Genomic DNA, 25440 nt, shown 5'->3' on the forward strand with positions numbered 1-25440 from the left:
TTAGGATGAGGGCGAGTTGGATTATTTTTACACTCGCTTTTTGCGTTCTAGAGCAAGGAGGATATTATGAGAGATATTTTTGTGGCAGAATTCGTTGGTACTTTTTTATTGATTTTATTAGGTGATGGTGTTGTTGCTAACGTACTTACACGTAAATCTGGAATGTTTCAAGGTGGCCCTGTTCAAATTACTTTAGCTTGGGGTCTTGCAGTAATGATTCCTGCAACCATTTTTGGTGCAATGAGTGGATCTCACTTTAACCCTGCTTTAACTATTGCACTTGCATTTAAAGGTGATATTGCTTGGAACACAGTCTTCTATTACATACTTGGACAAATGCTAGGCGCTATGCTTGGTGCATTGATGGTCTATCTATTATTCAAAGATCACTTTAACGATGCTTGCCAAGAAGACCCAGCAATAGTACGCGGATGCTTCTGTACAGCTCCTTCTATCAAAAATACTGGAAGAAACTTCCTTTCAGAAATGGTAGGAACATTTGTGCTTGTATTTGCAATCTTAGGTTTTGGCAATGTAGCAGGTGCTAGCGATGTTGGAATGAACTTCTTATATGTAAACGGTCTTATAGTATCTGTTGGTATGAGTTTAGGTGGATTAACAGGTTATGCTATTAACCCAGCTCGTGATCTTGGACCTAGAATTATGTATCAAATACTTCCATTTGATAAAAAAGCAGATGTTATGTGGGACTATTCATGGATTCCTGTCATAGCACCAATAGTTGGTGGATTAATAGCAGTACTTTGCTATAACTGGATATTTTAATTAATTATTGATAGCTTTTCTTCTTATTGTATAATTATTATATAAGAAATATAGCTAAAGAGGGTAAGTATTATAATATACTTGCCCTTTTATTATTATAAATTATTTAGAGAAAGAAGGAATATATATGTATGATGTTTTAATTATAGGCGCTGGTGTATCTGGAGCTTCAATAGCTCGTCGTCTATCAAGATATAAGCTAGATATAGCAATAGTAGAAAAAGATGTTGATGTTTCTATGGGTGCCAGTAAGGCTAATTCAGCTATAGTGCACGGTGGTTATGCAGAACCACATGAGGAGCTCCGCGGTAGAATTTGCTATCCAGGCAGAACACAATTTGAAGAATTAAACAAGGAGTTAAACTTTGGTTTTGTTGCAAATGGTTCACTAGTATTAGCCTTTGAAGAAGAAGACAAAGATGCCCTACAAAAGCTCTATGATATGGGTATAGAAAATGGTTTACCAGATATGGAAATCATCGATCAAGAAAAACTTAGAGAAATAGAACCAAATGTTTCCGACGATGCTATTGCAGCCTTATGGTGCAAGGGTGCAGGTGTATGTTCACCATATGAGTATGTAATAGCTTTAGTAGAAAATGCTGTAGCAAATGGGGCAGAACTTTTCCTAAACTCTAGAGTGTGTGACATAAAAAAAGATGATGATCATTTTGTTGTAAAAACAGAAAACGATAAAGAATTAGAAGCAAAATATGTCATAAATGCTTCAGGCCTTGAAGGTGCTATAGTTTCAAAAATGATAGCAGAAACAGACTTTGATATCCACCCAAGAAGTGGTGAATACTTAATTTTCCAAAAAGGAACAGGCAAAAAAATAAACAACGTGTTATTTCAAGTACCAACAGAAAAATCAAAAGGTATACTTGCCACAAGAACTTTCCACCAAAACCTACTTCTAGGACCAGATGCTATAGACGAAGAAGAAATAGACTTATCAACCCATGAAGATAGACTAATGTATATATATGAAGAAGCTCAAAAATCTGTAAAAGATGATGTAATAAATCTAAGAGAATTCATCAGATCTTTCACTGGCTTGCGTCCAGCAAGCTCAACCCATGACTTTATCATAGAAGAAAGCAATGTTCCAGGGTTTATAAATGTTGTTGGCATCCAGTCACCAGGAATCACATCAAGTCCAGAAATCGCTAAAATTGTAGAGAGCATACTAAAAGATAGTGGCCTAAATCTAGAAGAGGATCCAAATTATGATCCACATAGAGATCCAATTATAGAATACAAAGAACTTGAAGATATGAACAAGATTAAAGACAAAGTCAACCTACCATTAGGGGATCCAGAAAGAATTGTCTGCCGTTGCGAACAAGTAACAGAAAAAACAATTAGAGATGCAATGAATAGAGGCATACCAGTAGAAACTCTAGATGCAGTAAAGAGAAGAACACGTGCAGGAATGGGATTCTGCCAAGGTCAATTCTGTAAACCAAGAGTTTTAGAAGTTATGGAAGATGAAATGGGCAAAAAGCCATATGACGAAAAGTTCGATAGCGAAAGAAGCGGTCTATCAAGGCTAAACAAAAAGCGTATAAACGAACTAATTAAAGAAATGCAAGATACAAATAGAAAAGAAATAGAAAAAAAGGAAGAAAAATAAACAAGATTTTATAATCCATTTCGACTAAAAAGATATAAAAAAGAGAGATCTCTCCATGCATTCGCTATCGCTCATTTAGTCGAGATGGTTTTTTTATTTTAAAATTAAAGCATTATCCATTTCGACCAGAGCGAAGCGGAGTGGAGAAATCTAGCATAATCACTCTAATAACAAGATCTCTCCGCTCACTTCGTTCGGTCGAGATGGAATATTTTTTACATTAATATCTTAGCGTAATACCTCCATTTCGACTGAAGCGAAACGGAGAAATCTCAGACCAAATACTGAGAGCTCTCCATGCATTCGCTATCGCTCATTTAGTCGAGATGGTTTTTTTATTTTAAAATTAAAGCACTATCCATTTCGACCAGAGCGAAGCGGAGTGGAGAAATCTAGCATAATCACTCTAATAACAAGATCTCTCCGCTCACTTCGTTCGGTCGAGATGGGATATTTTTTACATTAATATCTTAGCGTAATACCTCCATTTCGGCTGAAGCGAAACGGAGAAATCTCAGACCAAATACTGAGAGCTCTCCATGCATTCGCTATCGCTCATTTAGTCGAGATGGTTTTTTTATTTTAAAATTAAAGCACTATCCATTTCGACCAGAGCGAAGCGGAGTGGAGAAATCTAGCATAATCACTCTAATAACAAGATCTCTCCGCTCACTTCGTTCGGTCGAGATGGGATATTTTTTACATTAATATCTTAGCGTAATACCTCCATTTCGGCTGAAGTGAAATGGAGAAATCTCTTTTATATTCACATTACAAATCCATCCAAGAAAATCCCCTATAATTCTTATAAGCTACATATCTCCTCTTCCCGCTCTCTTGTCCTATATATGATAGCCAATAATAGCCATTTGCCTTAACAATACTATCATAATATATAACTTGACCAGGATGATAACTTGATACTGCATGGGCATTTGTACTTGGAGCAGATCTAACATAGGTTGCCGCTTTTACCCTTGCCATTTTTATATGTGACTTATTTTTTAATTCTTTCTGATTTATAATTGGTCTAAAATATCTTTCATTTTCACTTCTTTTACAATCCAAAAAATACCTTATAAAACTCGATTCATTGTTTATGCTGACCGTTCCATTAAAGGCATTGCAATGTATTATCTCACCCTTTTTTAAGAAAATCCCAGTATGACCGGCTGCACCTAAGCTTCTCCCTTCTTTTCCCCTTATAAATATATCTCCAGACTTAATACTTTCATATGAATAAACTTCATCTAGAACTGTTCCTTTCAATTTATATAGAGTTTCAGTATTTCCTATAGGATGGTTGGTTGATAAAAATCCTCCAGCTTTTAAGCTATAATATACAAAAGATGAACAATCCAGATATTCTGGGCCTAACCTTTGAGGATAAGCCATAGAATAACGGACTCTTCTGTGTTTACTTTTTGCATAATCTAACATGTTTTCAATTGATGACATATACACTCCTTTATTCCTTATTATTTTTAAGTTCTCTAATTTCCTTTAATATTTCATCAAGTTTTACATCTACTTTGTAAATCATGATGAGAGTTACTACTATCGGAAATCCTAAATCACCTATTAATTTTGTTATATCCATTTAATATTTCGGCTAATTTCTAAAAAGCTTATTATCTTAATAGAAAAGACTATTTGTCAGTTTCTCTTTCAAAACTCCTTAAGATAGGTGCGCCACTCCTTTCTTTATAATTTAGTCTTCTTTTTTTATTTCTTGATCGTCATTTTCTTCATTTTCTGAATATATTAAAATAACTGCCATATCATCACCCCCTATATGTATATAGAAAAATAGTAAAATTTTTCCCTTTAGCCTATATAGATCTTAGAAGCTTATTATGTTTACCTATTATCCATATAGACTTATTTTCTAAGCTTTATCTCTACTTATCCAATTAAACTTTTCTGATAATTTGATATACCATACAAGTGTCGACAAATAAAATAAGCGCGCGCTTTGAAAGGTTTAATATGCAAATAAATATAGACAATTCAGAGCAAATTATTGATGCTTATATGCCACTAATCAAGGCAAATGCCAGAAAATTTTCTAGATTTGAATACGATGAAATGATAGATGAATCAAAAATGTTAGCTATTGAAGCAATTTGTGAATACGATGAAAGTAAAGGGAGTTTTGGTAATTTCTTAAAGCTTAAGCTTTTGTATCATTATCTAGATAAATCAAAGATTGATCCAGTAAATTCCTTGGATGATTTGGATAGCAATGGTCAAGCTATAATAGATACTTTAATAGATGACTTTGATTTTGAAGAAATGCTATTTAACAAAGAAGAATATAAATCTTTGTATAAGGCTATAAATAACTTAGATATGAAAGATAGAAAAATTATTATGTACAAGTTTTTTTATGATATGAACTTAGCCGAAATTGCTAAAGTGATGAATATTTCTTATAAAACGGTTGCTAATAGATCTAGTTTAGCTATAAAAAATTTGAGAAATTTTTATAAATTATCATAAATAAAGCAGACTAAATAGCTTTATTATATTATCAATAAATGAGATCTCTCCGCTCACTTCGTTCAGTCGAGTTGGGATATTTTTTACAATAACATTCTAGCACAAATACCACCACACATTTCGACTGGAGCGAAGCGAAATGGAGAAATCTCTTGTAAGATTAAGAATTGGGATCTCTCCATGCATTCGCTACCACTCATTTAGTCGAGACGGTTTTTTATTTTAAAATTAAAGCACTATCTATTTCGACCAGAGTGAGGCAAAATAAAAATACGGAGATATTTATATACCTCCGCATCTTTTCACATATTAAGCTATTGTAAGTTCTTCTCTATCTATTGTTTCTATTTCAGCTTTAGCCTTATTTGCTAATGGTCCATTTTTGGTTAATAGTACTCCTGATTTAATCATAGAATCCATAGCTAGTTTTATATCTTCTGATGTATAGCTTCCTTTAGGATAATCTACTGTAACTGATTTTGAATTATTTGCTTGATCTTTAAAATATAATTTTAATTTTCTGCTTGCCATTTATATATCCTCCCTTATATTTCCTTAACATCTATTAAATATACTTCGACTTCTGTAGCATCTACTAAAGCAGTATATGCTAGAGCAAAGTTTTTGAAGTTTTCTGCACCTGCATTTTCATCTATTTGAGAAAATGTCTTGCTTACTTTTTTTAATGATCCTTCTTCTGATTCAACTTTAAATTTGATTTGTAATTTCATATTTTCCTCCGTTTTTTGTTTTTGTAGTGGCCCTACATATGTATATAGAAATCAAGAGGAATTTTTCCCGAAATTTTTTAAAAAAGTTATTAGTAGATGATTTAAGTAAAAAAAAGAAATATCTTGCTTAATATACAAAGTATTAGTAAACGTCAATAATATATTTGCGCTCACCAAGACAGTTAAGTCGAGATAGCGAAAGCGAAATAGTTTATATAATAAGCACAAAAAAATCTTCCACCTTTTGGTGGAAGATCTTTCAAGTGAGTACCGCGGTATCTAATATTTATCTATAGAGCCCCTAGCGAGTGCACTCTTTTTTGGCTCTATTAATATTTTTTAGTAAATCTAACTATTAATTAGTTATTTTTTTTGCTTGCTGCGTAAGCAACTGAAGCTGCTGCTAATACACCTGCAACACCAGCAACACCAGCAATACCTGTTTTAGCATTACGTCCAGCTGTTCTGTTTGAAGAAGCTTTTTTAGATGGTGTAACAACATTTGTTACTTTTTCATCTTTTTTATCTTCTTTTTTGTCTTCTTTTTTGTCTTCTTCTTTGTTGTCTTTTTTATCTTCTTTTTTGTCTTCTTCTTTGTTGTCTTTTTTATCTTCTTTTTTGTCTTCTTCTTTATTGTCTTTTTTATCTTCTTTTTTATCTTCGATTTCTTCTTCTTTGTCGATTGCTTCTATAGCATCTTGTAATTCAGCATCTTTGTCTCTGATCTTGTTTGTAAGATCCTTAACATCATATTCTTCTTCAACTGCTTCTTCTTCAGCAGCATATGCTGTTGAGAATACAGAGAAAGCTACTTTTTTGTAGTTGTAATCTTTAAGTGCAGCTTCACCTTTTTTGATTAGTTCGTTAGCTTCTTTTACTAATTTGTTAAGGTAAGCTTCATTTTTATCTGAAATGTGTTCAGCTTTCTTTTTAAGAATATCAACAGCTTTAAGTGTTGCTTTAGCATCTTGGATAGCTGCATCGAGTTCAGCTAATTCTTCTTTTGTTGGAGCTTTTTTAGATGGTTTTTCTTCTTTATCTGCATCAATAACGATATTGATGTCACCTGCTTTTTCAGCTTTGTTTATTGTATCGACAGAAAGACCTTCTGAGATTAATTCTGCTTTAGCTTTATCATATGTGCCTGTCTTAGCATTGTTTGTTAATTTTGCTAATACATTTTTAGCTTCTTGTGTTTTATTCTTAGCTTCGTTGTAATCCCCAAGTCTTCTAGAAACTTCTGATTGAAGTTCTGATCTTTTATTTTCTACTTCTTTATATTCATCTTTAAGAGCTTTTTTTCTTTCATTTAATGAAATGATGTCTTTGATAGCTTCAGCTTGAGCTTCTTGAGATGGTTGATCTACAGATTGATCAATATATTGTGAGAAATTATTTAAATATTTCTCAGTTAAATAATCATAGTTAGGTTTTCCTGTAAATCCTGAAGAAATGTTTCCTTCATATTTTTGTATAGCTGCTTGTCTTTCAGAATCAACTCTATCAACATCTTCTTGATATTTAGAATCTGGATCATTTGCAACTTTTCCGTATCTAGCTTCAAGTTCAGCTAATTTTTGAAGAGCTTTTTCGTAATTAGCTTCTGCTGTAGCTTCTGAAGCTTTTGCAGATTCTAAATTTTTCTCAGCATTTCTAACCTTGTTCCATTCTTTTACGAATTCTTCTTTTGCTTTTTTATAATCATATGTGTATTCAGATGGTTTTGTATCTTTTCCCTCAGCAGCAAATGATGGAGCTACTGCACTTAAACCCATTGCTAATGCTAATGCACCAGCAGCAATTTTATTTCTTTTCATTATAAGTTATCTCCTTATTTTTTTAATTACTATTTGTATCTTAAATAGTACTCACTTTACACTATCTATAGTACACTAGATTCTACATTTTTGCAACACATTTATTGCATTTTCTCAATTTTTCTAAAAAATATAGTTTAACTAATGCTCACAATATCTTCAATATTGTAACTAATGTGTAATTTATAATCTTTGTGATTATAGATGGCAATAGAATGCATATCCTCTATTTTTCAATAAACATAAAAGATATTTGTATTTATTTAAATTGATATAAAGTTACTACAATCTATTTGAAACTACCGTTTACTTATGCACTCATAATTAAGATTTTACCTATTGGTATTAATCTTTGTTTAATAAAACGTATAGTTCTTTATTATTTTAGCACTATTAACCTTTTAGTCAAGCTTTTACTTGTTTACTTTTTCTTACTAATTTACTATACATAATCATCTAGAATACGAGCAGTTATATATCTAATGTTTGCATCTGATTCTATTAACGACTTATTAATTTCTTTATACAACATTAGCTTAGCATTATTTAAGTTAGTTATTAGGGTTTGTCTTGTAGCAAGAGTTGCTACCGATTCTCCTGTTATTAGAATAATCTCGGGACCTACTATCTTTTTTACATATTTTACATTTACAAATCCACGTGACTGTTTGTCATATATAGCTTTCCTATATTTGAAGGCAAAAAATACGTGACTAGTGTCTATAACATATGGTAGGTTTTTACTTATTTGGAGTTCTCTGCTAATTTGTTTATTTACCAACTTTTTGTTTTTGCCCTTATCCTTATACATAGTATCTAGGTAAAGGCTTGGAGTTTTGAGACTAAGTTTGACTTCTGTTTGGCTATAAATGCGAGCGCATATACCAGTTCCTTTTACTTCTTCTGGAAGTACTGCAATAATGTCACCTGCCATTTATACCTCCTTTCGCGATACTAGACATTTATTGTCTATATCTGTCTTTAAGTGTACCACGTTTGGAGTTTGATGTCTATTGAGTCTTAGTTGGAATGGTATAATTTATAACGATCTGCATCGAGTGCATGGAGTGGAGATCTCAGGTCTTGCGATTTACTGGAGATTTCTCCATTCCGCTTCGCTTCAGTCGAAATGGGTAATACTTTTAACCCATATGATTAATATAATAACAAGAATACCTATAAACCATCTCGACTAAATGAGCTATAGCGAATGCACGGAGAGATCTCTTTATTTGCACTATACACTTGAGATTTCTCCGTTCCGCTTCGCTTCGGTCGAAATGGGTTGTCGTATCTTCTCTTTGTCATTAATGTGAAACATATTCCATCTCGACCGAACACAGTGAGCGGAGAGATCTCAGGTCTTGCGATTTACTGAAGATTTCTCCGCTACGCTTCGCTTCGGTCGAAATGGGTTGTCGTATCTTCTCTTTGTCATTAATGTGAAATATATTCCATCTCGACCGAACACAGTGAGCGAAGAGATCTCAGGTCTTGCGATTTACTGAAGATTTCTCCGCTACGCTTCGCTTCAGTCGAAATGGGTTGTCGTATCTTCTCTTTGTCATTAATGTGAAATGTATTCCATCTCGACCGAACACAGTGAGCGGAGAGATCTCAGGTCTTGCGATTTACTGAAGATTTCTCCGCTACGCTTCGCTTCGGTCGAAATGGATATGGATTTTCCACCCTCTAGCTCTTTGTCCTCTCAGAACTCTTGCGATTTCTTCGCTTAGTTCTGCGGATTCGCCTTCGGCTTATCTCGCAGATGAAAAATCCTTTGGATTTTCCACCCAAAAGCTCGGGACTACTTATGATAAGGATGTCCATTTATAATTCTAAATGCTCTGTAGATTTGCTCTATTAGTATTACTCTCATTAGTTGGTGAGGGTAGGTCATTTTTGAGAAGGATTGTTTTTTGTTTGCTCTTTGGCTTACATTTTTTGATAGTCCGTTGCTACCTCCTATTATAAATACTAGGTTTCTTCCAAAGCCTTCTGCCATTTCTGTTTCTATGAATTTAGCGAATGATTCGCTTGTTTCTTGTTTTCCTAAGATTTCTAGGCTCACTACGTAATCATCGTCTTTTACTTTATTCAGAATTTTTTCTCCTTCTTTGTCTTTTACTTGTTCTATCTCTTTTTCCGAAAGATTTTCTCCTGCTGGTTCGTCTGCCACTTCTATTATTTCTATATTATTGTATGTTTGCATACGTTTAAGATATTCTTCTATGGCTTGTTTATAGAATTTTTCTTTTATTTTACCTACCGCTATGATTTTGATGTCCATTATTCCTCCTAAAAAATAAACTCAATCTTTTGATTGAGTTTAGACTTGTATATATGAAACATATGAGTCGTAAATTTTACCATATCCTTCATCTTTTAATGATTGTTTCACGAATTCCTTGATTTCAGAAGTTTTAAATACTTTTCTATTTAGATCTTTCATATGATTTGATACATCTTCCATAAGTATCTCCACATCTGATCTATTTAGGTATTGACCATTGCTATCTGCTGCGTTTTTTATTGATCTTGCTATTTTATCTCTTGAATATTGCTCTAGATTACCACTTCTTTTTATAACATATAGACTCTCATCTGGACTATTATCTAGGTAATCTTTTACTACATCTATTTTAAGCTTATCTATTTCATTAACTATTTTATTTATATCGTATTCTTTGTTTTTGTAGTAATCTAATACCATTTGACTTAGTTCACTCATTTAGATTCCTCCTTGGTCCTTGTTATTACCTTGCTTTGTTTATTATCCGCGATTTCTTTTGCCCTATGAGTAGCTTCTTTTTTGCTATCATAATAGCCTTCTACTTGGCTAGCTCCCTTGGATTCTACTTGCCACATTTTTTTATCATAGTTATAGGAAACTATGACGTCGGAATCTTGGAGTCTGGCTGCTGATTTTCCATATGGCTTATCATGATCTTTTAAATCTTTTTTTCTAATCTTTTTAAGTTCACTAATACTGGCATCAGCCGCCCAATCCTTGGCTTGAGATATAGCTATAGGAATAGCATTATCATCGTCATATCCTTCCTCTATCATGGCGTTTGCTATGTCGATAGCTTTATCGCGAACTTCTTTGTCTAGATTTTTCATAGACACTGGGTAGTCTCTTCTATCAAAAGGCATAATGCATCTCCTTTTTTACTTCTTTTGTATTATTTACCCATTTATAATTTATAATTATCCTGTAAAAATTCTTTACATCATTAGTTTTTATGCCATCTCGATTAGAGGATCTTAGAAAATGCATATGTTAAACTCATACTGGGGATTTCTCCATTTCGCTTCGCTTCAGTCGAAATGGGTTGGTTTTTTATCTTATATATTAAGAATAATCATCAATAAAATACAACCATCTCGACCGAACAAAGTGAGCGGAGAGATCTCTTATTTAAACTACATACTGGAGATTTCTACATTCCGCTTTGCTTCAGTCGAAATGGGTAGGTTTTTTTATCTTATATATTAAGAGTAATCATCAATAAAATACAACCATCTCGACCGAACAAAGTGAGCGGAGAGATCTCTTATTTAAACTACATACTGGATATTTCTCCATTTCGCTTTGCTTCAGTCGAAATGGGTTGGTTTTTTTATCTTATATATTAAGAGTAATCATCAATAAAATACAACCATCTCGACCGAGCGTAGTGAGCAGAGAGATCTCTTTGTTTGAACTACATACTGGATATTTCTTCATTTCGCTTTGCTTCAGTCGAAATGGGTTGGTTTTTTTATCTTATATATTAAGAGTAATCATCAATAAAATACAACCATCTCGACCGAACAAAGTGAGCGGAGAGATCTCTTTGTTTGAACTACATACTGGAGATTTCTACATTCCGCTTCGCTTCAGTCGAAATGGAGATAATTTGCACATCAAAAAACAGAGTCTTTTTTTCTCTAGACTCTGTTTTTTTAGTTAAGCTCGTTGAGCTTCTTTATCTTCTTTTGCCCTTATAGCTGGAAAAATCAAACCTAAACCTATTAGTACTAGTGGTGTAAGTATGTTTAATATCATTGTTGTTTTATTTGGTGAATATATTCCTAATACACATGATATAAGAGTAATTATAAAGCACCATAGTCCCCAGAATTTACCTGCTCCTTGTGATTTTGTAAATTTGTATTCTCCATTATCCATGCCCTTTTTCTTTAGCAAGTAATAGGCTAAAAATACCCAAAGATATCTAAGTGGCATGGTTACTGCATTAAGCTTAGTTAAGGTTTGTAATACGGAAGCAGCTCCTGGTAAGAATATTTGGAAAAGTACTATAGCTCCTGATAGAACAAATACCAATTTTATACCATTGATGTAAGCTCCATATTTATTTTTCTTAAGTAGCTTTGTTGGTACATAGATACTAGTCTTTGGATCAGCTAATAATATTCTAAGTGGTGCATCTATACTAAGTAATAATACTGATAATTGACCAATAAGATTTGCTAGAGCATATATAATCAAAAAGAAATTACCTAGACCGTAGTATTCTCCAAGTTTTTGGAATGCCCAATAAGCACCATTTGCCACATAGGAATCAAGACTTTCTTGGCTAGCATTTATAACTGCAGGGTCAAACATTCTTCCCATGGCAATCGTTCCAAATAAGGCAGAAATAACTACCATAATAGCCGTTACTATCATAGCCTTAGGGAACTCTTTGGATGGATTCCCTTCCATCTTGTTAATATAAGGTGAGATTTTTTCTACACCACCTACGGCAAATACCAATATAGAAAGTGATGTAAAATATCCTACATTGAAAGTTGGTATTATTGATTTTAATGAGAGATTTATATCATTATAATTTCCGCTTGGATTAACAGCTGGAGCAAATAATCCTAGAATAATATATAAAATACCTAATACAAACATAGAGCTTCCAGCTATTCTTGTAAGATTTTTAAGTGGATTAAGTCCGCGACTTGCTATAAATGTAAATATCAAAAGTAGAATAAAAGTTACTATTTGTATCTTTACTACAGGAATTGCATCATATTTTTCGGCATTATGGAATATCAACCAACTTAAAGCCTTAAGAGCTCCTGATCCTTTTGAAGCTATATATGGAACGTGTACTGCCCAGTAGGTCCATCCTGCATAGTAGGCAAGTTTAGTTGTTGAGGTTTGCTCAACCCATGATGAAACTCCTCCACCTAAATTTTTGAAAGTAGAGCCTAGTTCCCCCACCATAAGTGCATATGGTACAAAATATAGGGCAAACATCAATATCCAAGAAAATATTACTTGGGTTCCATTAAAGTACATGAAGCCGTTGGCAACATTACCAAAGCCCCACAACCCAGCAAAAGCCATAAATGTCAAGCTCTGCCAGCTAATTTTCGTCTTATCTTTTACTCGTTTCGTATTCATCGTTTCCTCCAATTACTTATAAAATTATCATTTTAGTTAATATTTGTCAATAAAAGATTACAAGTAATTGTGCTGTAGATTTTTGTTTATTTTAAATTTATAGAATTTATAATATCCTTTTCTTGGCTATAACTAGTTTAATAAACATAAAAACAAGAAGAGTTCATACAATCTCTATACTAAATTTACGCAATAAAAAATCAGATATAATTTCACTTATATCTGACCTATTTATCTTATATGTTTTTATGCAAAAATTCCAAAATATAGGAATACTATTACTGAAAGGATTATTCTATATACGCCAAATGGTATAAAGTCGTGTTTTTTAATATATGCCATAAATTTCTTTATTACCACATATGCTACTATAAAGCTTAATACCATTCCTACAAGTATTAATAACCATTGGTATCCTGAAAAACCATGAACATTTTTCACAACCTTTAGAAGTGTTGCACCAAGCATAGTTGGAATAGCTAGGAAAAATGAGAATTCTGCTGCAGCTTCTCTTGTAAGCCCCAAAATCATTGCACCCATTATTGTTGCTGCTGATCTACTTGTTCCTGGTATCATTGCTAGCGATTGAAAAAGACCTATTAGTAATACTGTCTTATATGATATATTTGCTATATTATCATGAGCAAATCCTGTATTGGTCTTATTTCTTTTTTCTACTAGAATAATTATTACACCCCAAAGCGCAAGCATAGTTGCTACAACTATAGGATTAAATAAATGCTCATCTATATAGTCATCAAATAAGAGTCCAAGTATACCTGCTGGAAGTACACCTACTATTACTCTCTTCCAGATTTCCATAGTCTTTTGGTCTGGGTGAGTAAGTCTATAATAAAATCTAGATTGTCCGTTTAATCTTTCGTAATTTTTCGGAAAATATTTTGCTGTTTTATCATGATCCCAAGGATTAAGTCTCTTAAAATAAAGGACAACAACTGAAAGTATGGCACCAAGCTGAATAATTACATTAAATGCATTTGAAAAATCTGCTGGCTCTAGCTTTACAAATTCATTTACTAATATTAGATGTCCAGTAGATGATACTGGTAAAAACTCTGTAATGCCCTCTACTATAGAAAGTATTAGGACTTTTAAAAAATCAATCATTAAATTCCTCCAAGAACGAGTGCTTAACTCCCTTTAGTTGATAGCCTATTACCATATCACAATTGACGTTTTCTGCAGATTTAAGTATTGACTTTTCTACATCAGGATTTTCTTTTTTCATATCAGCTATCATATATTTTATCATCTTCCTAGTGTAGGCTTCCTGTGATTTTGTTACTGTGCAAGCACAGTTAAGGGCATGAAGACCTACATAATCACGCCACTTTATAATGTCTTCTTCTTTTATATAGTAGAATGGACGTATAAGCTCCATATTATCAAAATTTTGTGCCTTTAATCTCGGCTTCATAGTTTTGAAATTTCCTGCGTATAGGACATTCATCATGATAGTTTCTATTACATCATTCATATGATGACCAAGAGCAATTTTATTACATCCTAATTCTTGAGCCTTTGCATAAAGATTACCCCTTCTCATTCTAGCACACATATAACAAGGATACTCTCCCTTGGAAACTTCTTCTGCTATTTCAAATACATGGGTATCAAAGATTTGTCCATCTATACCTAAATAGTCTAAGTTTTTTTCTAATTGCTCGCGATTTATCTTATCGTAGCCTGGATCCATTGATATATATACTACATCAAAATCTACTTTACTATGCTTATGTAATTCTTCTATAACTTTGGCTAATAATAGTGAATCTTTACCGCCTGACATAGCAACTGCCACCTTATCTCCATCATTTATAAGCTTAAATTCTTTTATCGCTTTTATAAATGGAGACCAAATTTCTTTTCTATATTTTTTTATAATTGATCTTTCTATTTCTTGAATTTCCATTAATTTTCCTTATAATTCTACAATACCAGATGGATTATGTCTATCTGCTACATCTAAAAGTATATCATTTTTTGTATCTAATCCAAGACTTGTTAGATAGTTATCTACTGTTAGCCTTGATAACTCTGGTGTATTGTTAGTTTCTGATAAGTGACCCAAAAAAACTTTCTCTTCTTTACCCTCTAGTGCATCTGATAGGACTTCTGCTGTTTGGTCATTTGATAAGTGTCCCATATTGCTCATAACACGAATCTTAAGTGAATATGGATAAGGACCACGTTTAAGTGCTTCAAGATCGTGATTGGCTTCTAGATAATAGATATCAGATCCTTTTAGCTCGTAAGCCATCTTATCATCTACTATTCCAGTATCAGTTATAAGGCTAATCTTTCTGTTTCCAATATATATTATAAATCCAACTGGTTCATTAGCATCATGGTGTACTTTTATTGGAAGTATATCCATTGATCCAAAGCTTAAGAATTTATCGGAGTCAAATACTTTTATATTTTCTTCTTTTATTTTTCCACAAGATTTCTCTAAGCCTTTCCAAGTACCCCCGTTGGCATATATTGGCAGATTAAATCTTCTTGATAGAGTACCTGCACCTTTTGAATGATCGGCATGCTCGTGAGTTATAAATATTCCATCAAGATCACTTGCAGTTTTGCCTATTTGATTTAATAAAGATTCAATTCTTTTTGCTGAAAAACCAGCATCTATCAGGATTTTGCTACCCTTGTATTCTATAAAAAGACAGTTGCCTGATGAACCAGATGAAAGAATCGCAAATTTATCCATTTATTCCCCTAGTCTAAAAATTGTTCTAAGAACTTTCCTACTCCTGCATCATCATTTGTTAAAGTTTCTTTATCTGCTGCTCTTTTGCTCTCTTTTTCTGCATTGCCCATGGCTATACCTAAGCCTGCCAATTCTAAGGAAGCTTTATCATTGGCACCATCCCCAAAGTATACTACCTTATCTAAAGTTATGTCGAGATAATCGCATAATCTTTTGAGTGAATTTGCCTTACCGGAAGATTTTCTATGGACTTCTAAAGAATAACTTTCATTTCTGATAAGCATATAGTCTTTTTCCAAGCCTTCCCTTACCTTTTCATAAAAATTATCTATAGTTTCTTTAGCTGCCATAAAATTCATTCTGGCTACTTTTTCTTCTATATCGTCAAAGTCCTTGAACTTTTGACGTGGCATATGCATCACTTCTTGATCTTTTCTAAATCCTTCGTTTACTTCATCTGCATTATTATATAATACATCTTTTGTAAAAAGTGCAAGTTGTATATCTTCATCTTCTATTAGGGATGAGATTTTTTCATAATCCTCTCTGCTCATTGAGTTATCTATAATGATTTTTGCATCTGCATTACGTCTTACAAAAGCTCCAGTATTTGAAATTGAGTAGTCCTCATAATCTTCTAAACCCAGAGCTTCTCTTATCCACCAAAATCCATTAAAAGGTCTACCTGTTGCAATTACAATCTTTATTCCTTTTTCATGAAGTTTTTTTATTATTTTTTTATTTTTATTTACCAATTTCTCATCACTGCCTAGGAGTGTACCATCTAAGTCTAGAGCTATTAGTTTGATATCTTTATTCATTTTGCCTCTCTTATATAGATCATTGAAATTTTTCCACTACTCTTCGCTTGGATCGAAATTGTTGAATGACTTTATTTTAATTTTAATAAAAGTGATATCTTCGCGTATCCATATCGACTAAATGAATATACCTTGATTTGGTACATTCATCCCTAAAACTAGTGCGAAAGCACGGAAAAGTTTGCTTAGCAAACGAGTTTTAGTGTGAGTGTAACGAATGCATGGAGAGATCTCAACATTAGCTCAATATAATTTATACAAACAAAAGAGACTGTTACTTAGTAACAATCTCTGTTCTTTTTATTGCTTATACAAATCTTATTTTACTTTTATACTCATAATTAGCAATTATTTTATTTCTTTCACAGCCTCTGCTACTGCATCTGCTATTCCTTCTTCAAATGCTGATGGTATGATGTATTCTTCTTTTAATTCCTCATCTTCCACAAAGGCTGCCAGTGCCTTTGCTGCTGACATTTTCATATCATCTGTAATTTGTGATGCACGTGCATCTAGAGCACCTTTAAAAATTCCAGGAAATGCTAGGACGTTATTGATTTGGTTAGGGAAATCTGATCTTCCGGTTGCTACTACCCTTGCCCCTGCTTTGATAGCTTCATTGTAATCTATTTCTGGTACTGGATTAGCCATGGCAAATACTATGGCGTCCTCATTCATATTTTTGATATCTTCCCCATCTATAATATTTGGAGCTGATACTCCTACAAATACATCTGCACCAACCATTGCTTCTTTTAAAGAACCTTCAAAATCTTCTGGGTTAAATATTTCAGCTATTTGTGCTTTCACAGGATTGTCTGAATCTAACATTTTTTTTGTAATTGCTCCACGTGAATCGCATACTATAATATTATTTACACCTAAATCTCTAATAAGTTTAGCACAAGAAAATCCTGCTGCTCCTGCTCCTGAAATTACTAATTTGATATCTTCTGGCTTTTTACCAACTAACTTTAGAGCATTGATTAAAGCTGCTACTGTAACTATAGCTGTACCATGTTGATCGTCATGGAAAACTGGGATATCTAACATCTCTTTTAATTTATCTTCTATATATACACATCTTGGAGATGATATATCCTCTAAGTTAATTCCACCAAAACCTGGAGCTATATTCTTAACAGTTTCGATTATTCCATCAGGGTCTTGAGTGTCTAGAACTATTGGAACTGCATTTACCCCACCAAATTCTTTAAAAAGTACAGACTTTCCTTCCATAACTGGCATAGCTGCCTTTGGACCAATATTACCAAGACCTAATACGGCAGATCCATCACTTACTACTGCTATAGTATTAGCTTTCATAGTATATTCATAGGCTAAAGATTCATCATCAGCTATTTTCTTACAAGGTTCAGCAACTCCTGGTGTATAAGCATAGGTCAAATCTTCTGCATTATTTACCTTAGCCTTTACATCTGTACCAACTTTACCTTGCCAGTTTTTGTGCTTTTCTAGTGCTTTTTCATAAACGTCCATAATATGCTCCTTTTAATATTATTAATCCACTAGTTTTATATAATATTTGTCAATAAAGAAAATATTTATCTTATATTTAATCTAGCAAATATTTATCTTAAATAAATAATAACACTCGTAAAGTTTTAATGCAAACATTTCCATAAAGGTTTTAAATATCCTTAAAACTAGTATAATAAAGGATATTACGGGGTGTAGCGCAGCTTGGTAGCGCGCGTGTTTCGGGAACATGAGGTCGAAGGTTCAAGTCCTTTCACCCCGACCATATTTTAATGGAGATCTTACATAATAAATAAACGTCCTAAAATCATTAGAATAAACTCAATGGATACTTTTACTCTACGAGCTTTTAGACTAAGTTTAACCAAACTTAGAGAGCGTAGATTTCTCAGTCCTTGGACTACATACTTGAGATTTTTCCGTTTCGCTTCGCTTCAGTCGAAATGAGGGTTATCCATCTCGACCGAGCGTAGTGAGCGGAGAGATCTCTTCATTTGGACTATATACTTGGGATTTCTCCACTTCGTTTCGCTCCATTCAAAATGGGTGAATTTTTTATCTTAATTATTTAATAAATCACGTCTTAATTCTAAATTTTCTAGATAGCTTGTTATTGTTGGATATTCTTCCTTAGCCTTATTAGCATCTTCTCTTATACTTGCTTTATCTAGTGGATCTATAGTTACAGTTGCAACTTTTTTGAAATCCTTATATAGATTTTGTGAGAATCCATCTACTACAATATCAAAGTTTGGGCTTATTTCTTTTTTATCCTCAATACTTTCCAAAGCCTTATTATTGGAAGATTCTATACTTTCTAAGTCATTAATAATAGCAGCTATTTTTTCTTTTTCTTCTGGATTATCTATTACATTACCTGTTTCAATAGCAAGGTTGATTTGTCTTGCTATTTCATCAATTTTTTCTGTATTTTCTTTAAGACCAGTTAGCATTTTATAGCTATCCTCATCTATATTGTTACTTAGGGTCATTACTGATTTAACAGCAGATTTACCATAAATATTAGAAAGTTCTTCTTGAACCATCTTATTAGATTTTTGGATTTTCTTGGTAAGTGATTCAATGTAGCTTGCACTGTATTTTCCTATATATGATGCATCTTCTTTAACTACTCCATCACGTATCGCTTCTTCATCATCAACTACCTTGATCACTTCTTTTATTTCTGCAGTTACTTCATCAAGTTCTTTTGTTATTCTTACGACATTATAAGCATTTGGCTTAGAGTTATCATCATCTAAGCTAGCATCAGATTCATCAGCATTCTCACTAGTTGATTTCTTGACTGCATCTATTGAATCTCTAAGCTTTTGATTTGTAGCTTCTAATTTTTTTGATAATTCTAAAGCTTTCTCATCATCTGATTTAGAATCTTCTTTATTTACAAAAGTTGCTCTTAAAATCCCAAAATAAATAAAGAAAACTCCATCAAAAATAGCTACGATTGTTGAAATACCCAAATAAATATTTACAATATGTATATTATTTCCTAAAAATTTTACCAATTCTCTAACAATGATCATGAATAAAAATCTCTAATAAGACTATCAGGCAAAACACTGAAAGTAATTGCAATTATCAAAATTACAAAAGTAAAGTGACCAAGAAAGACCTAAGATATATTTATTCTTCATTATAACCTCCTATAATTTATATTATAAATAATGTTACTTAAAAATATTTATAAAAACACCTTCATTATAAAGTTTAGTAGATATAATACCAATAATTTTTAATACATCTAAAATGCAAAATATTTTTTTGATTTATGTTATACTTCATATATGAGAGATATTAAAAAATACACATGCGCCCTGAAAAAATCTATAGATAAAGAATTATCCAGAAAATATGGCTTTGGTTGCGTGACTTATTATAGTAAAGGATCCCATGAGGACATGGACTGGACTTTATTTAATAAATCAGCTAATGCTATTTGCTTAGCTTTCGAAGAAACTGAATGGCAAAATATTAGTGATTTTTATGATTTACGTCAAAGGGGCATTGATATAGAAAAGACTATGTTTGCTTCTACCAATAATATAAACACACATAAGGGCCTTATATTTTTACAACTATTTCTAGCTTATAGCTATGTTTATGAAAAAAAATGGAAAGATTTAGAAAATTTCATAAAAACTTTCGCCTCTCCTCTTCTTAAAGATTATAAAACTGAATTTAAGGCAATGTTCTGGGATAATAATGGATTAAGGGATATAAGGAACTATCCCCTAACTGGTTATAAAGAAATAATAAGTATTACAAATTATATTTATAATAAGGATATTTCTGATACTAGCTTGACCCTATACCTAATTGCAAATGTAGATGATACAACAACTTTTCACAGGTCAAATTTAGATACTTTAAGATATGTTCAAAATAAAGCATCTAATATCGCTGATATTAAGGACCCCGACATCTATCAAGATAAGCTAGAAGAGTTAAATAATTATTATATATCAAATAATATCTCATCTGGTGGAATTGCTGATTTATTTACAACTATTAGAACTCTAGAATTTTTAAGGAAGGATTTTGATGGAAAAAATTTATCCCAAAAAAATAAGTAGTGATAAAAAGGACCTTTTTGAACTTCTCAGATCAGAATCTATAAGGTTTGAAGAAAACATTGATACAACTTTTGCTAAATATGAGAATAATAAACTCATAGCTACAGCATCTTTATATAAAAATATAATCAAATGTGTAGCTATTGATGATAACTTTAAGGGTGGTGCTATCTTTAATGAGCTTATGACCGTTGCCTTAAACGAAATTGAATTAAAGGGCTTTGATGGAGCTTTTGTATATACCAAGCCAATTTATGAAAATTCCTTTACTGCTATAGGCTTTAAGGAAATAGAAAGGGTTGAGCCTGATCTAATATTTATGCAAAAAAGTCATAATGATTTTAGTAAGTACTTAGAAAGTCTTTCAAAGACAAAAGTAGAAGGTGAATCTATAGGAGCTGTTGTACTTAATGCAAATCCATTTACCATAGGCCACAAATATCTAATAGAATATGCAGCTAAAAACACTAGCCACCTTCATATATTTGTAGTAAGCGAAGATGCATCATATTTTACAACAGAGGATAGATACAATATGGTTAAGGAAGGTGTAAGAGACTTATCAAATGTAATTATACATAAGACAGATAATTATCTAGTATCATCTGCAACTTTCCCTTCATATTTTATGGATGAAGATAAATCCATAACAAAAATACAGGCTAAATTAGATGCCAAAATTTTTAAATATCATTTTTCCAAAGTTTTAGATATTGATAAAAGATTTGTAGGGACAGAGCCAAATGATGAAGCTACTAGAATCTATAACGAAACTATGAAAGAGATCTTTAAAAGCAAGCCTAATCCAAATAAACCAGAAATTGTAGTAATACCTAGAAAAAAGGTAAATGAAGAGGCAATATCGGCATCCAGAGTAAGAACTTTGCTTAAAAATGGCAAGCTAGAAAATACAAAGGATCTAATACCTATTACTAGCTATGAATACATAAAGAAGCTATTTAGTTGACTTATATTAAAAATAAGTAATCATAGTCCTATAAATGATCTATTTATAGTTTTAAATATAAAACTACTAATTATATCAGATTAAAATTTCTACTAATTGTGAATTCAACTAACTAATAGAATACTTAGATACTAAGGATATTAATAAGTTCACTTTGAGATATTAAATATATAATTACATTATTAAGGATGAAAATTTATAATTAAAAAGTACTATGTAAATATTGCGGGGTGTGGCGCAGCTTGGTAGCGCACGTGTTTCGGGAACATGAGGTCGAAGGTTCAAATCCTTTCACCCCGACCAATATTTATCTTAACATCTTAGCTAGACTTTCTATTTTTTCTTCATCTCCTGGTACATATCTATTTTTAGCAATGTTTGCTATTAGGTATTTTTTGCTTACTCCATACTTATCTGATAAATCACTTACATTTTTCATAAAAGCAGAATATATCCCATAGTAACCAATCAATATCATATCTCTCATATCCTTAATATTTACATCATATTTTTTAATTATTTTATCAAGCACTTTTACACATTCTATAGACTTAAACATATCAGCATTAATCTTGTAACCTTCTTTATCTAATACTGCAACAAGGCTTTCTGTTCTAGTATTCCCAGCTCCTGCGCCAAGTCCTGCTATTGCTGTATCTATAAAGCTTGCCCCACTTGATATAGCAAGCATACTATTACCCACAGCAAGTCCTAAATTATCATGAGTATGGAAGCCTATTTCAAGTTTTGTAGCTTCTTTTACTTTTTTTATAGTATCTACTACACTACTTGGAATCATAGCTCCAGCAGAATCTGTTATAGTGATTGTATCAGCTCCAAATTTCTTTAGTTTTGAAGCTTCACTTGTTATTTCATCTGCAGATAAACGACTAGCCATCATCATAAATCCTCCAACTTGAATCCCCTTATCTCTAGCAAGTTTTATATAATCTTTAGCTGGCTCTACATTACTAGCTTGTACTGCAAGCCTTATAAGTCCTATATCGTAGTCTAGAAGTTTCTCATAACTTTTTATATCAGCCTTATTTGGAAATACTAAGATTGCAATCTTACTATTTTTTGCTTGCCCTATAGCTGCATCTAAAATTTGATAATCTGTTGCAAATCCCTCTTTATTAAAACTTCCCATTCCAAAACCATATCCTACTTCAATATAGTCTATGCCAGATTGATCTAAAGTTTTTACTATTGATTTAATATCATCCAAATCAAATCTATTACCTACTGTATGATTTCCATCTCTTAGAGTTGAATCTATAATTTTTATCTTTCTATTTACCATAAGTCCCCTCATAATTATCTATCAAATCTTCTATCCATCTTATCATGCTATCTAAATTATGCTTTCTAGATCTAGCACAAATTTTTGCATCATCATTACACAAAAAGCACTTTCGTGATCCAAGATCAAGCTCTTGTCTGCTTACACTTTTCCCTTTATATATTAAATCTATATCGTAAAGTCTACCAAAATATGAATTCTCCTCAATATTTACCATCTTCATCTTTAAATCACAAGGATCCCCTTTTGCCACACAAAAATACTCTGGTCCTGTAATATCTTTTTTGCTATCATTATAAATTATATTTTTAGAATCTAGCGTTAAATTTATATCTATTACTCCAAGATTAAAAATATTAATAATAGCATCATTAATTTTTTGTTCTCCTGGTATATTCAATTTAAAACAAATTATAATCATATCAGGATAAACTTTTTCTAAGTCATGAATCTTTATTATTCTTCTTTCTCTATTATCCAATACATCATTTAAACTTGGAATATTATCAAATGTAAAATATTTATAATCATTCCTCATTGATATCTTCCTCTTTTTCATTTAGAACGAAATCCTTATATTTATAGGATTCTCCAATTATATATTTTTTTGATCCTTCTAAATGTTTTATAATAAATTCTTCCAGACTATTAAAATCTTTTGCTTCCATAAGATCTAAGATCTTGCTATGCTCTTCTATAGATAATTTTCTTCTTGAATTTTCGCTTCTCCCATCAAAAGATAACTTTCTTAAAACTTCTAGATAATCATTTAAGTTTGCTATAATCATTGTAAGCCTAGGCATATCTGCAAAATCATATATTGCTTCATTAAATAACTTGGCAGCTGCTCTTATTTCATTAATTTCTCCATTTTTAGAAGCAAGATCTGCCTTATCCAATAAGCGCCTCATATATGAAAAGTCATTTTCCCTCATATTCAAGCTAGCTTCTCTAAAGGAAAGAACATCCAGAGCAGTCCTAATTTTAAATATCTCTTCTATATCATCAACGGTTATTATTCTTACACTGTAACCAACATTTCTATTATAGTTTAAAAGGCCCTCATCATAAAGGCTACTTAGAGCTTTATTTATAGGAGTTCTAGAAACATAAAGCTCTTCTGCTAAGTCCTTAGCCTTAAGCCTTTTGCCCATAGGATACTTACCGTTTATAATATTAAATTTTATTTCACTTCTAACTTTTTCATATAAACTTTGTGTATCATTCATAGTTGCACCTTATATTCTTTCTAAAAATAAAAGCCTCTACTTTTGTAAAGGCTTTTAGATTACTATACAGCTATTATTCCAAATAAAACTCCAAATAATAGCATAATTAAACTTATACCATAGCAACAAACAAAGGAAGCTTTGATGTGATCCTTTAAGCTAATCTCATCTTCAAATAATCCTAATCCAAGCCAGGTTGCTGGAACCATAGGTGATAAAAGTAATATACAGTTTTTACCTAATACCATAGCTATAGCTGTGTATAGCGATTTAATACCAAATGCTTCACCTACACTTGCTAGTGGTGGTAATATTCCATAGAAGTAAGCATCTGTTCCTGTAATCATACCAAGCGGTCCGCCTAGAATACCAAATATTATATGTATATATTTACCTAAGGATTGTGGAATAATGTTTATTAGAGTATTTGCCATTGCTTCTAGCATTCCTGTACCTTCCATTATTCCAACCATCACTCCAGCGGCCATTATAGTGGCTACAATTGATAAAGCACTTGCTGCATTCTTTTTAATTTGATCGTTTTGATCTTTTAGATTAGGAAAGTTTATAACCATAGCTAACACTGTACCAATCATAAATACATAATAACTTGGCAAGTTTATTACACTATTTGCCATAAGTAAAGCTATAATGGCAATCGTTAACAATATATTTACAGGTAATAACTTTTTAATTCTAGGACTTAGTTCACTTTTATTATTTTGATCAATACAAGTTGCTTCTGACTTATTAGAAGTTTTCGTAACTTCTCCTGTATTAGCTATATTAAAGTTAGCTTCTGCATACCTTTTCTCTTTTATACCTAATATAATTGCAGTTGCTAAAGCTAAGAAAACGCCAAGAATTTGTATAGGTATTAACTCTCTCCATAATTCAGTAGGATCCATTTTAATAACTGTTGCTGCACGTACTGTAGGGCCACCCCATGGAAGGAGGTTCATAACTCCTACTGATGCAGCTATAATTGTTAAAAGTGTTTGACTTCTCATTCCCATCCTTTTATATATAGGAAGCATAGCTGGAACCGTTATAAGTAAGGTGGCTGCTGCTGATCCATCCAGGTGAGCAAGGATTGCTATAAGAGCTGTAGATACAGTGATCTTTACTGGATTATCGGCCGCCCACCTTGCAAGTTTGTCTACAAGAGCATCAAATACACCTACATCTGACATTATCCCAAAGAATAATATAGAGAAAATAAACATGAAAGCGTTATTTTTTATAGAATCCATACCATCTGTCACATAAACAGATAGATCGTCTATGCTTGTACCTACTATAAATGCAGCCAAAGTTGGTATAAGAACCATAACTGCGACTGGACTCATCTTTTCTTTTAATAACAATATAATGATCAGTGCAATCATTATAAAGCCCATTACTGATAACATATTT

24 protein-coding genes, 2 tRNA genes and 1 pseudogene are annotated in these 25440 nt (G+C 32.2%); 7 read left to right on the plus strand and 20 right to left on the minus strand.

Annotated features, from left to right (window positions below; genetic code table 11):
- Nucleotides 1-66: 66 nt before the first annotated feature.
- Nucleotides 67-786 (plus strand): MIP/aquaporin family protein, encoded by a 720-nt coding sequence (locus tag J2Z39_RS00225; RefSeq protein ID WP_117522296.1) that lies wholly within the window; start codon nucleotides 67-69, stop codon nucleotides 784-786.
- Nucleotides 787-913: 127 nt separating this feature from the next.
- Nucleotides 914-2422, plus strand: coding sequence for an NAD(P)/FAD-dependent oxidoreductase (locus J2Z39_RS00230; RefSeq protein WP_209813158.1), 1509 nt, complete (start codon nucleotides 914-916; stop codon nucleotides 2420-2422).
- A 771-nt stretch (nucleotides 2423-3193) separates the two neighbouring features.
- Here J2Z39_RS00230 and J2Z39_RS00235 read toward each other — a convergent pair.
- Complete coding sequence (locus tag J2Z39_RS00235; protein ID WP_209813159.1) at nucleotides 3194-3880, minus strand: peptidoglycan amidohydrolase family protein; 687 nt, start codon at nucleotides 3878-3880, stop codon at nucleotides 3194-3196.
- A 10-nt stretch (nucleotides 3881-3890) separates the two neighbouring features.
- Nucleotides 3891-4022: a YvrJ family protein gene (locus tag J2Z39_RS00240; RefSeq protein WP_117519879.1), complete on the minus strand. Its 132-nt coding sequence runs from the start codon at nucleotides 4020-4022 to the stop codon at nucleotides 3891-3893.
- 389 nt (nucleotides 4023-4411) lie between these two features.
- On the opposite strand from J2Z39_RS00240, the gene J2Z39_RS00245 reads away from it, so the two are divergent.
- Nucleotides 4412-4924 carry a sigma-70 family RNA polymerase sigma factor gene (locus tag J2Z39_RS00245; RefSeq protein WP_181965089.1) on the plus strand — a complete coding sequence of 171 codons (513 nt, stop codon included), beginning with the start codon at nucleotides 4412-4414 and terminating at the stop codon, nucleotides 4922-4924.
- A 309-nt stretch (nucleotides 4925-5233) separates the two neighbouring features.
- Here the strand turns inward: J2Z39_RS00245 and J2Z39_RS00250 are convergent, their stop codons facing one another.
- The 13 genes and pseudogenes from J2Z39_RS00250 to J2Z39_RS00310 form a co-directional block, all read right to left on the minus strand.
- A complete protein-coding gene (locus tag J2Z39_RS00250; RefSeq protein ID WP_117519881.1) occupies nucleotides 5234-5455 on the minus strand; it encodes a DUF2922 domain-containing protein in 222 nt (73 codons plus the stop codon).
- 14 nt (nucleotides 5456-5469) lie between these two features.
- Nucleotides 5470-5661, minus strand: a pseudogene (locus J2Z39_RS00255) (DUF1659 domain-containing protein); the annotation flags it as partial.
- 353 nt (nucleotides 5662-6014) lie between these two features.
- Complete coding sequence (locus J2Z39_RS00260) at nucleotides 6015-7472, minus strand: V-type ATP synthase subunit I domain-containing protein (protein ID WP_209813160.1); 1458 nt, start codon at nucleotides 7470-7472, stop codon at nucleotides 6015-6017.
- A 442-nt stretch (nucleotides 7473-7914) separates the two neighbouring features.
- On the minus strand, nucleotides 7915-8406 hold the full coding sequence (locus J2Z39_RS00265; RefSeq protein WP_209813161.1) for a hypothetical protein: 492 nt from the start codon (nucleotides 8404-8406) through the stop codon (nucleotides 7915-7917).
- 873 nt (nucleotides 8407-9279) lie between these two features.
- Entirely contained in the window at nucleotides 9280-9762 is a 483-nt protein-coding gene (rlmH, locus tag J2Z39_RS00270) for a 23S rRNA (pseudouridine(1915)-N(3))-methyltransferase RlmH (protein WP_117519885.1), read from the minus strand.
- Between the two features lie 39 nt (nucleotides 9763-9801).
- Entirely contained in the window at nucleotides 9802-10203 is a 402-nt protein-coding gene (locus tag J2Z39_RS00275) for an ATP cone domain-containing protein (RefSeq protein WP_117519886.1), read from the minus strand.
- Nucleotides 10200-10628 carry a DUF2188 domain-containing protein gene (locus J2Z39_RS00280; RefSeq protein WP_209813162.1) on the minus strand — a complete coding sequence of 143 codons (429 nt, stop codon included), beginning with the start codon at nucleotides 10626-10628 and terminating at the stop codon, nucleotides 10200-10202. Before J2Z39_RS00280 ends, J2Z39_RS00275 begins: the two co-directional genes overlap by 4 nt.
- Nucleotides 10629-11424: 796 nt before the next feature.
- On the minus strand, nucleotides 11425-12876 hold the full coding sequence (locus J2Z39_RS00285; protein WP_209813163.1) for an APC family permease: 1452 nt from the start codon (nucleotides 12874-12876) through the stop codon (nucleotides 11425-11427).
- Between the two features lie 246 nt (nucleotides 12877-13122).
- Complete coding sequence (locus tag J2Z39_RS00290; RefSeq protein ID WP_209813164.1) at nucleotides 13123-14004, minus strand: undecaprenyl-diphosphate phosphatase; 882 nt, start codon at nucleotides 14002-14004, stop codon at nucleotides 13123-13125.
- Complete coding sequence (locus J2Z39_RS00295) at nucleotides 13997-14809, minus strand: tRNA 2-thiocytidine biosynthesis TtcA family protein (RefSeq protein WP_117519892.1); 813 nt, start codon at nucleotides 14807-14809, stop codon at nucleotides 13997-13999. Before J2Z39_RS00295 ends, J2Z39_RS00290 begins: the two co-directional genes overlap by 8 nt.
- A gap of 9 nt (nucleotides 14810-14818) precedes the next feature.
- Nucleotides 14819-15610 carry an MBL fold metallo-hydrolase gene (locus J2Z39_RS00300; RefSeq protein ID WP_117519894.1) on the minus strand — a complete coding sequence of 264 codons (792 nt, stop codon included), beginning with the start codon at nucleotides 15608-15610 and terminating at the stop codon, nucleotides 14819-14821.
- An 8-nt stretch (nucleotides 15611-15618) separates the two neighbouring features.
- Nucleotides 15619-16431: a Cof-type HAD-IIB family hydrolase gene (locus J2Z39_RS00305; protein ID WP_209813165.1), complete on the minus strand. Its 813-nt coding sequence runs from the start codon at nucleotides 16429-16431 to the stop codon at nucleotides 15619-15621.
- Nucleotides 16432-16779: 348 nt separating this feature from the next.
- Nucleotides 16780-17931 carry an NAD(P)-dependent malic enzyme gene (locus tag J2Z39_RS00310; protein ID WP_117519898.1) on the minus strand — a complete coding sequence of 384 codons (1152 nt, stop codon included), beginning with the start codon at nucleotides 17929-17931 and terminating at the stop codon, nucleotides 16780-16782.
- Nucleotides 17932-18119: 188 nt separating this feature from the next.
- Between J2Z39_RS00310 and J2Z39_RS00315 the strand changes: the two genes are divergently transcribed.
- Nucleotides 18120-18196, plus strand: a tRNA-Pro gene (locus J2Z39_RS00315).
- Between the two features lie 295 nt (nucleotides 18197-18491).
- Here J2Z39_RS00315 and J2Z39_RS00320 read toward each other — a convergent pair.
- On the minus strand, nucleotides 18492-19475 hold the full coding sequence (locus tag J2Z39_RS00320) for a hypothetical protein (protein ID WP_209813166.1): 984 nt from the start codon (nucleotides 19473-19475) through the stop codon (nucleotides 18492-18494).
- Nucleotides 19476-19736: 261 nt separating this feature from the next.
- Between J2Z39_RS00320 and J2Z39_RS00325 the strand changes: the two genes are divergently transcribed.
- The 3 genes from J2Z39_RS00325 (at nucleotide 19737) to J2Z39_RS00335 (ending at nucleotide 21795) form a co-directional block, all read left to right on the plus strand.
- Complete coding sequence (locus J2Z39_RS00325; RefSeq protein WP_117519902.1) at nucleotides 19737-20525, plus strand: triphosphoribosyl-dephospho-CoA synthase; 789 nt, start codon at nucleotides 19737-19739, stop codon at nucleotides 20523-20525.
- Nucleotides 20494-21492, plus strand: a complete 999-nt coding sequence (gene citC / locus J2Z39_RS00330; protein WP_209813167.1) for a [citrate (pro-3S)-lyase] ligase — start codon at nucleotides 20494-20496, stop codon at nucleotides 21490-21492. Before J2Z39_RS00325 ends, citC begins: the two co-directional genes overlap by 32 nt.
- Nucleotides 21493-21718: 226 nt before the next feature.
- Nucleotides 21719-21795 (plus strand) — tRNA-Pro (locus tag J2Z39_RS00335).
- Nucleotides 21796-21799: 4 nt separating this feature from the next.
- On the opposite strand, the gene J2Z39_RS00340 is transcribed toward J2Z39_RS00335, so the two are convergent.
- The 4 genes from J2Z39_RS00340 to J2Z39_RS00355 all read right to left on the minus strand — a co-directional run bounded on the left by J2Z39_RS00340 (nucleotide 21800) and on the right by J2Z39_RS00355 (nucleotide 25436).
- On the minus strand, nucleotides 21800-22795 hold the full coding sequence (locus tag J2Z39_RS00340) for a hypothetical protein (protein WP_181965090.1): 996 nt from the start codon (nucleotides 22793-22795) through the stop codon (nucleotides 21800-21802).
- Entirely contained in the window at nucleotides 22785-23333 is a 549-nt protein-coding gene (gene citX / locus J2Z39_RS00345) for a citrate lyase holo-[acyl-carrier protein] synthase (RefSeq protein ID WP_209813168.1), read from the minus strand. Before citX ends, J2Z39_RS00340 begins: the two co-directional genes overlap by 11 nt.
- The gene (locus J2Z39_RS00350) at nucleotides 23323-24024 is read right to left on the minus strand and encodes a GntR family transcriptional regulator (RefSeq protein WP_209813169.1); all 702 of its coding nucleotides are present in this window, start codon (nucleotides 24022-24024) and stop codon (nucleotides 23323-23325) included. Before J2Z39_RS00350 ends, citX begins: the two co-directional genes overlap by 11 nt.
- Before the next feature lie 62 nt (nucleotides 24025-24086).
- Complete coding sequence (locus J2Z39_RS00355; protein ID WP_209813170.1) at nucleotides 24087-25436, minus strand: CitMHS family transporter; 1350 nt, start codon at nucleotides 25434-25436, stop codon at nucleotides 24087-24089.
- Between the last annotated feature and the right edge of the window lie 4 nt (nucleotides 25437-25440).

The sequence above is a fragment of the Anaerococcus nagyae genome, assembly GCF_017874535.1.
In the GTDB taxonomy this organism is placed as follows: domain Bacteria; phylum Bacillota; class Clostridia; order Tissierellales; family Peptoniphilaceae; genus Anaerococcus; species Anaerococcus nagyae.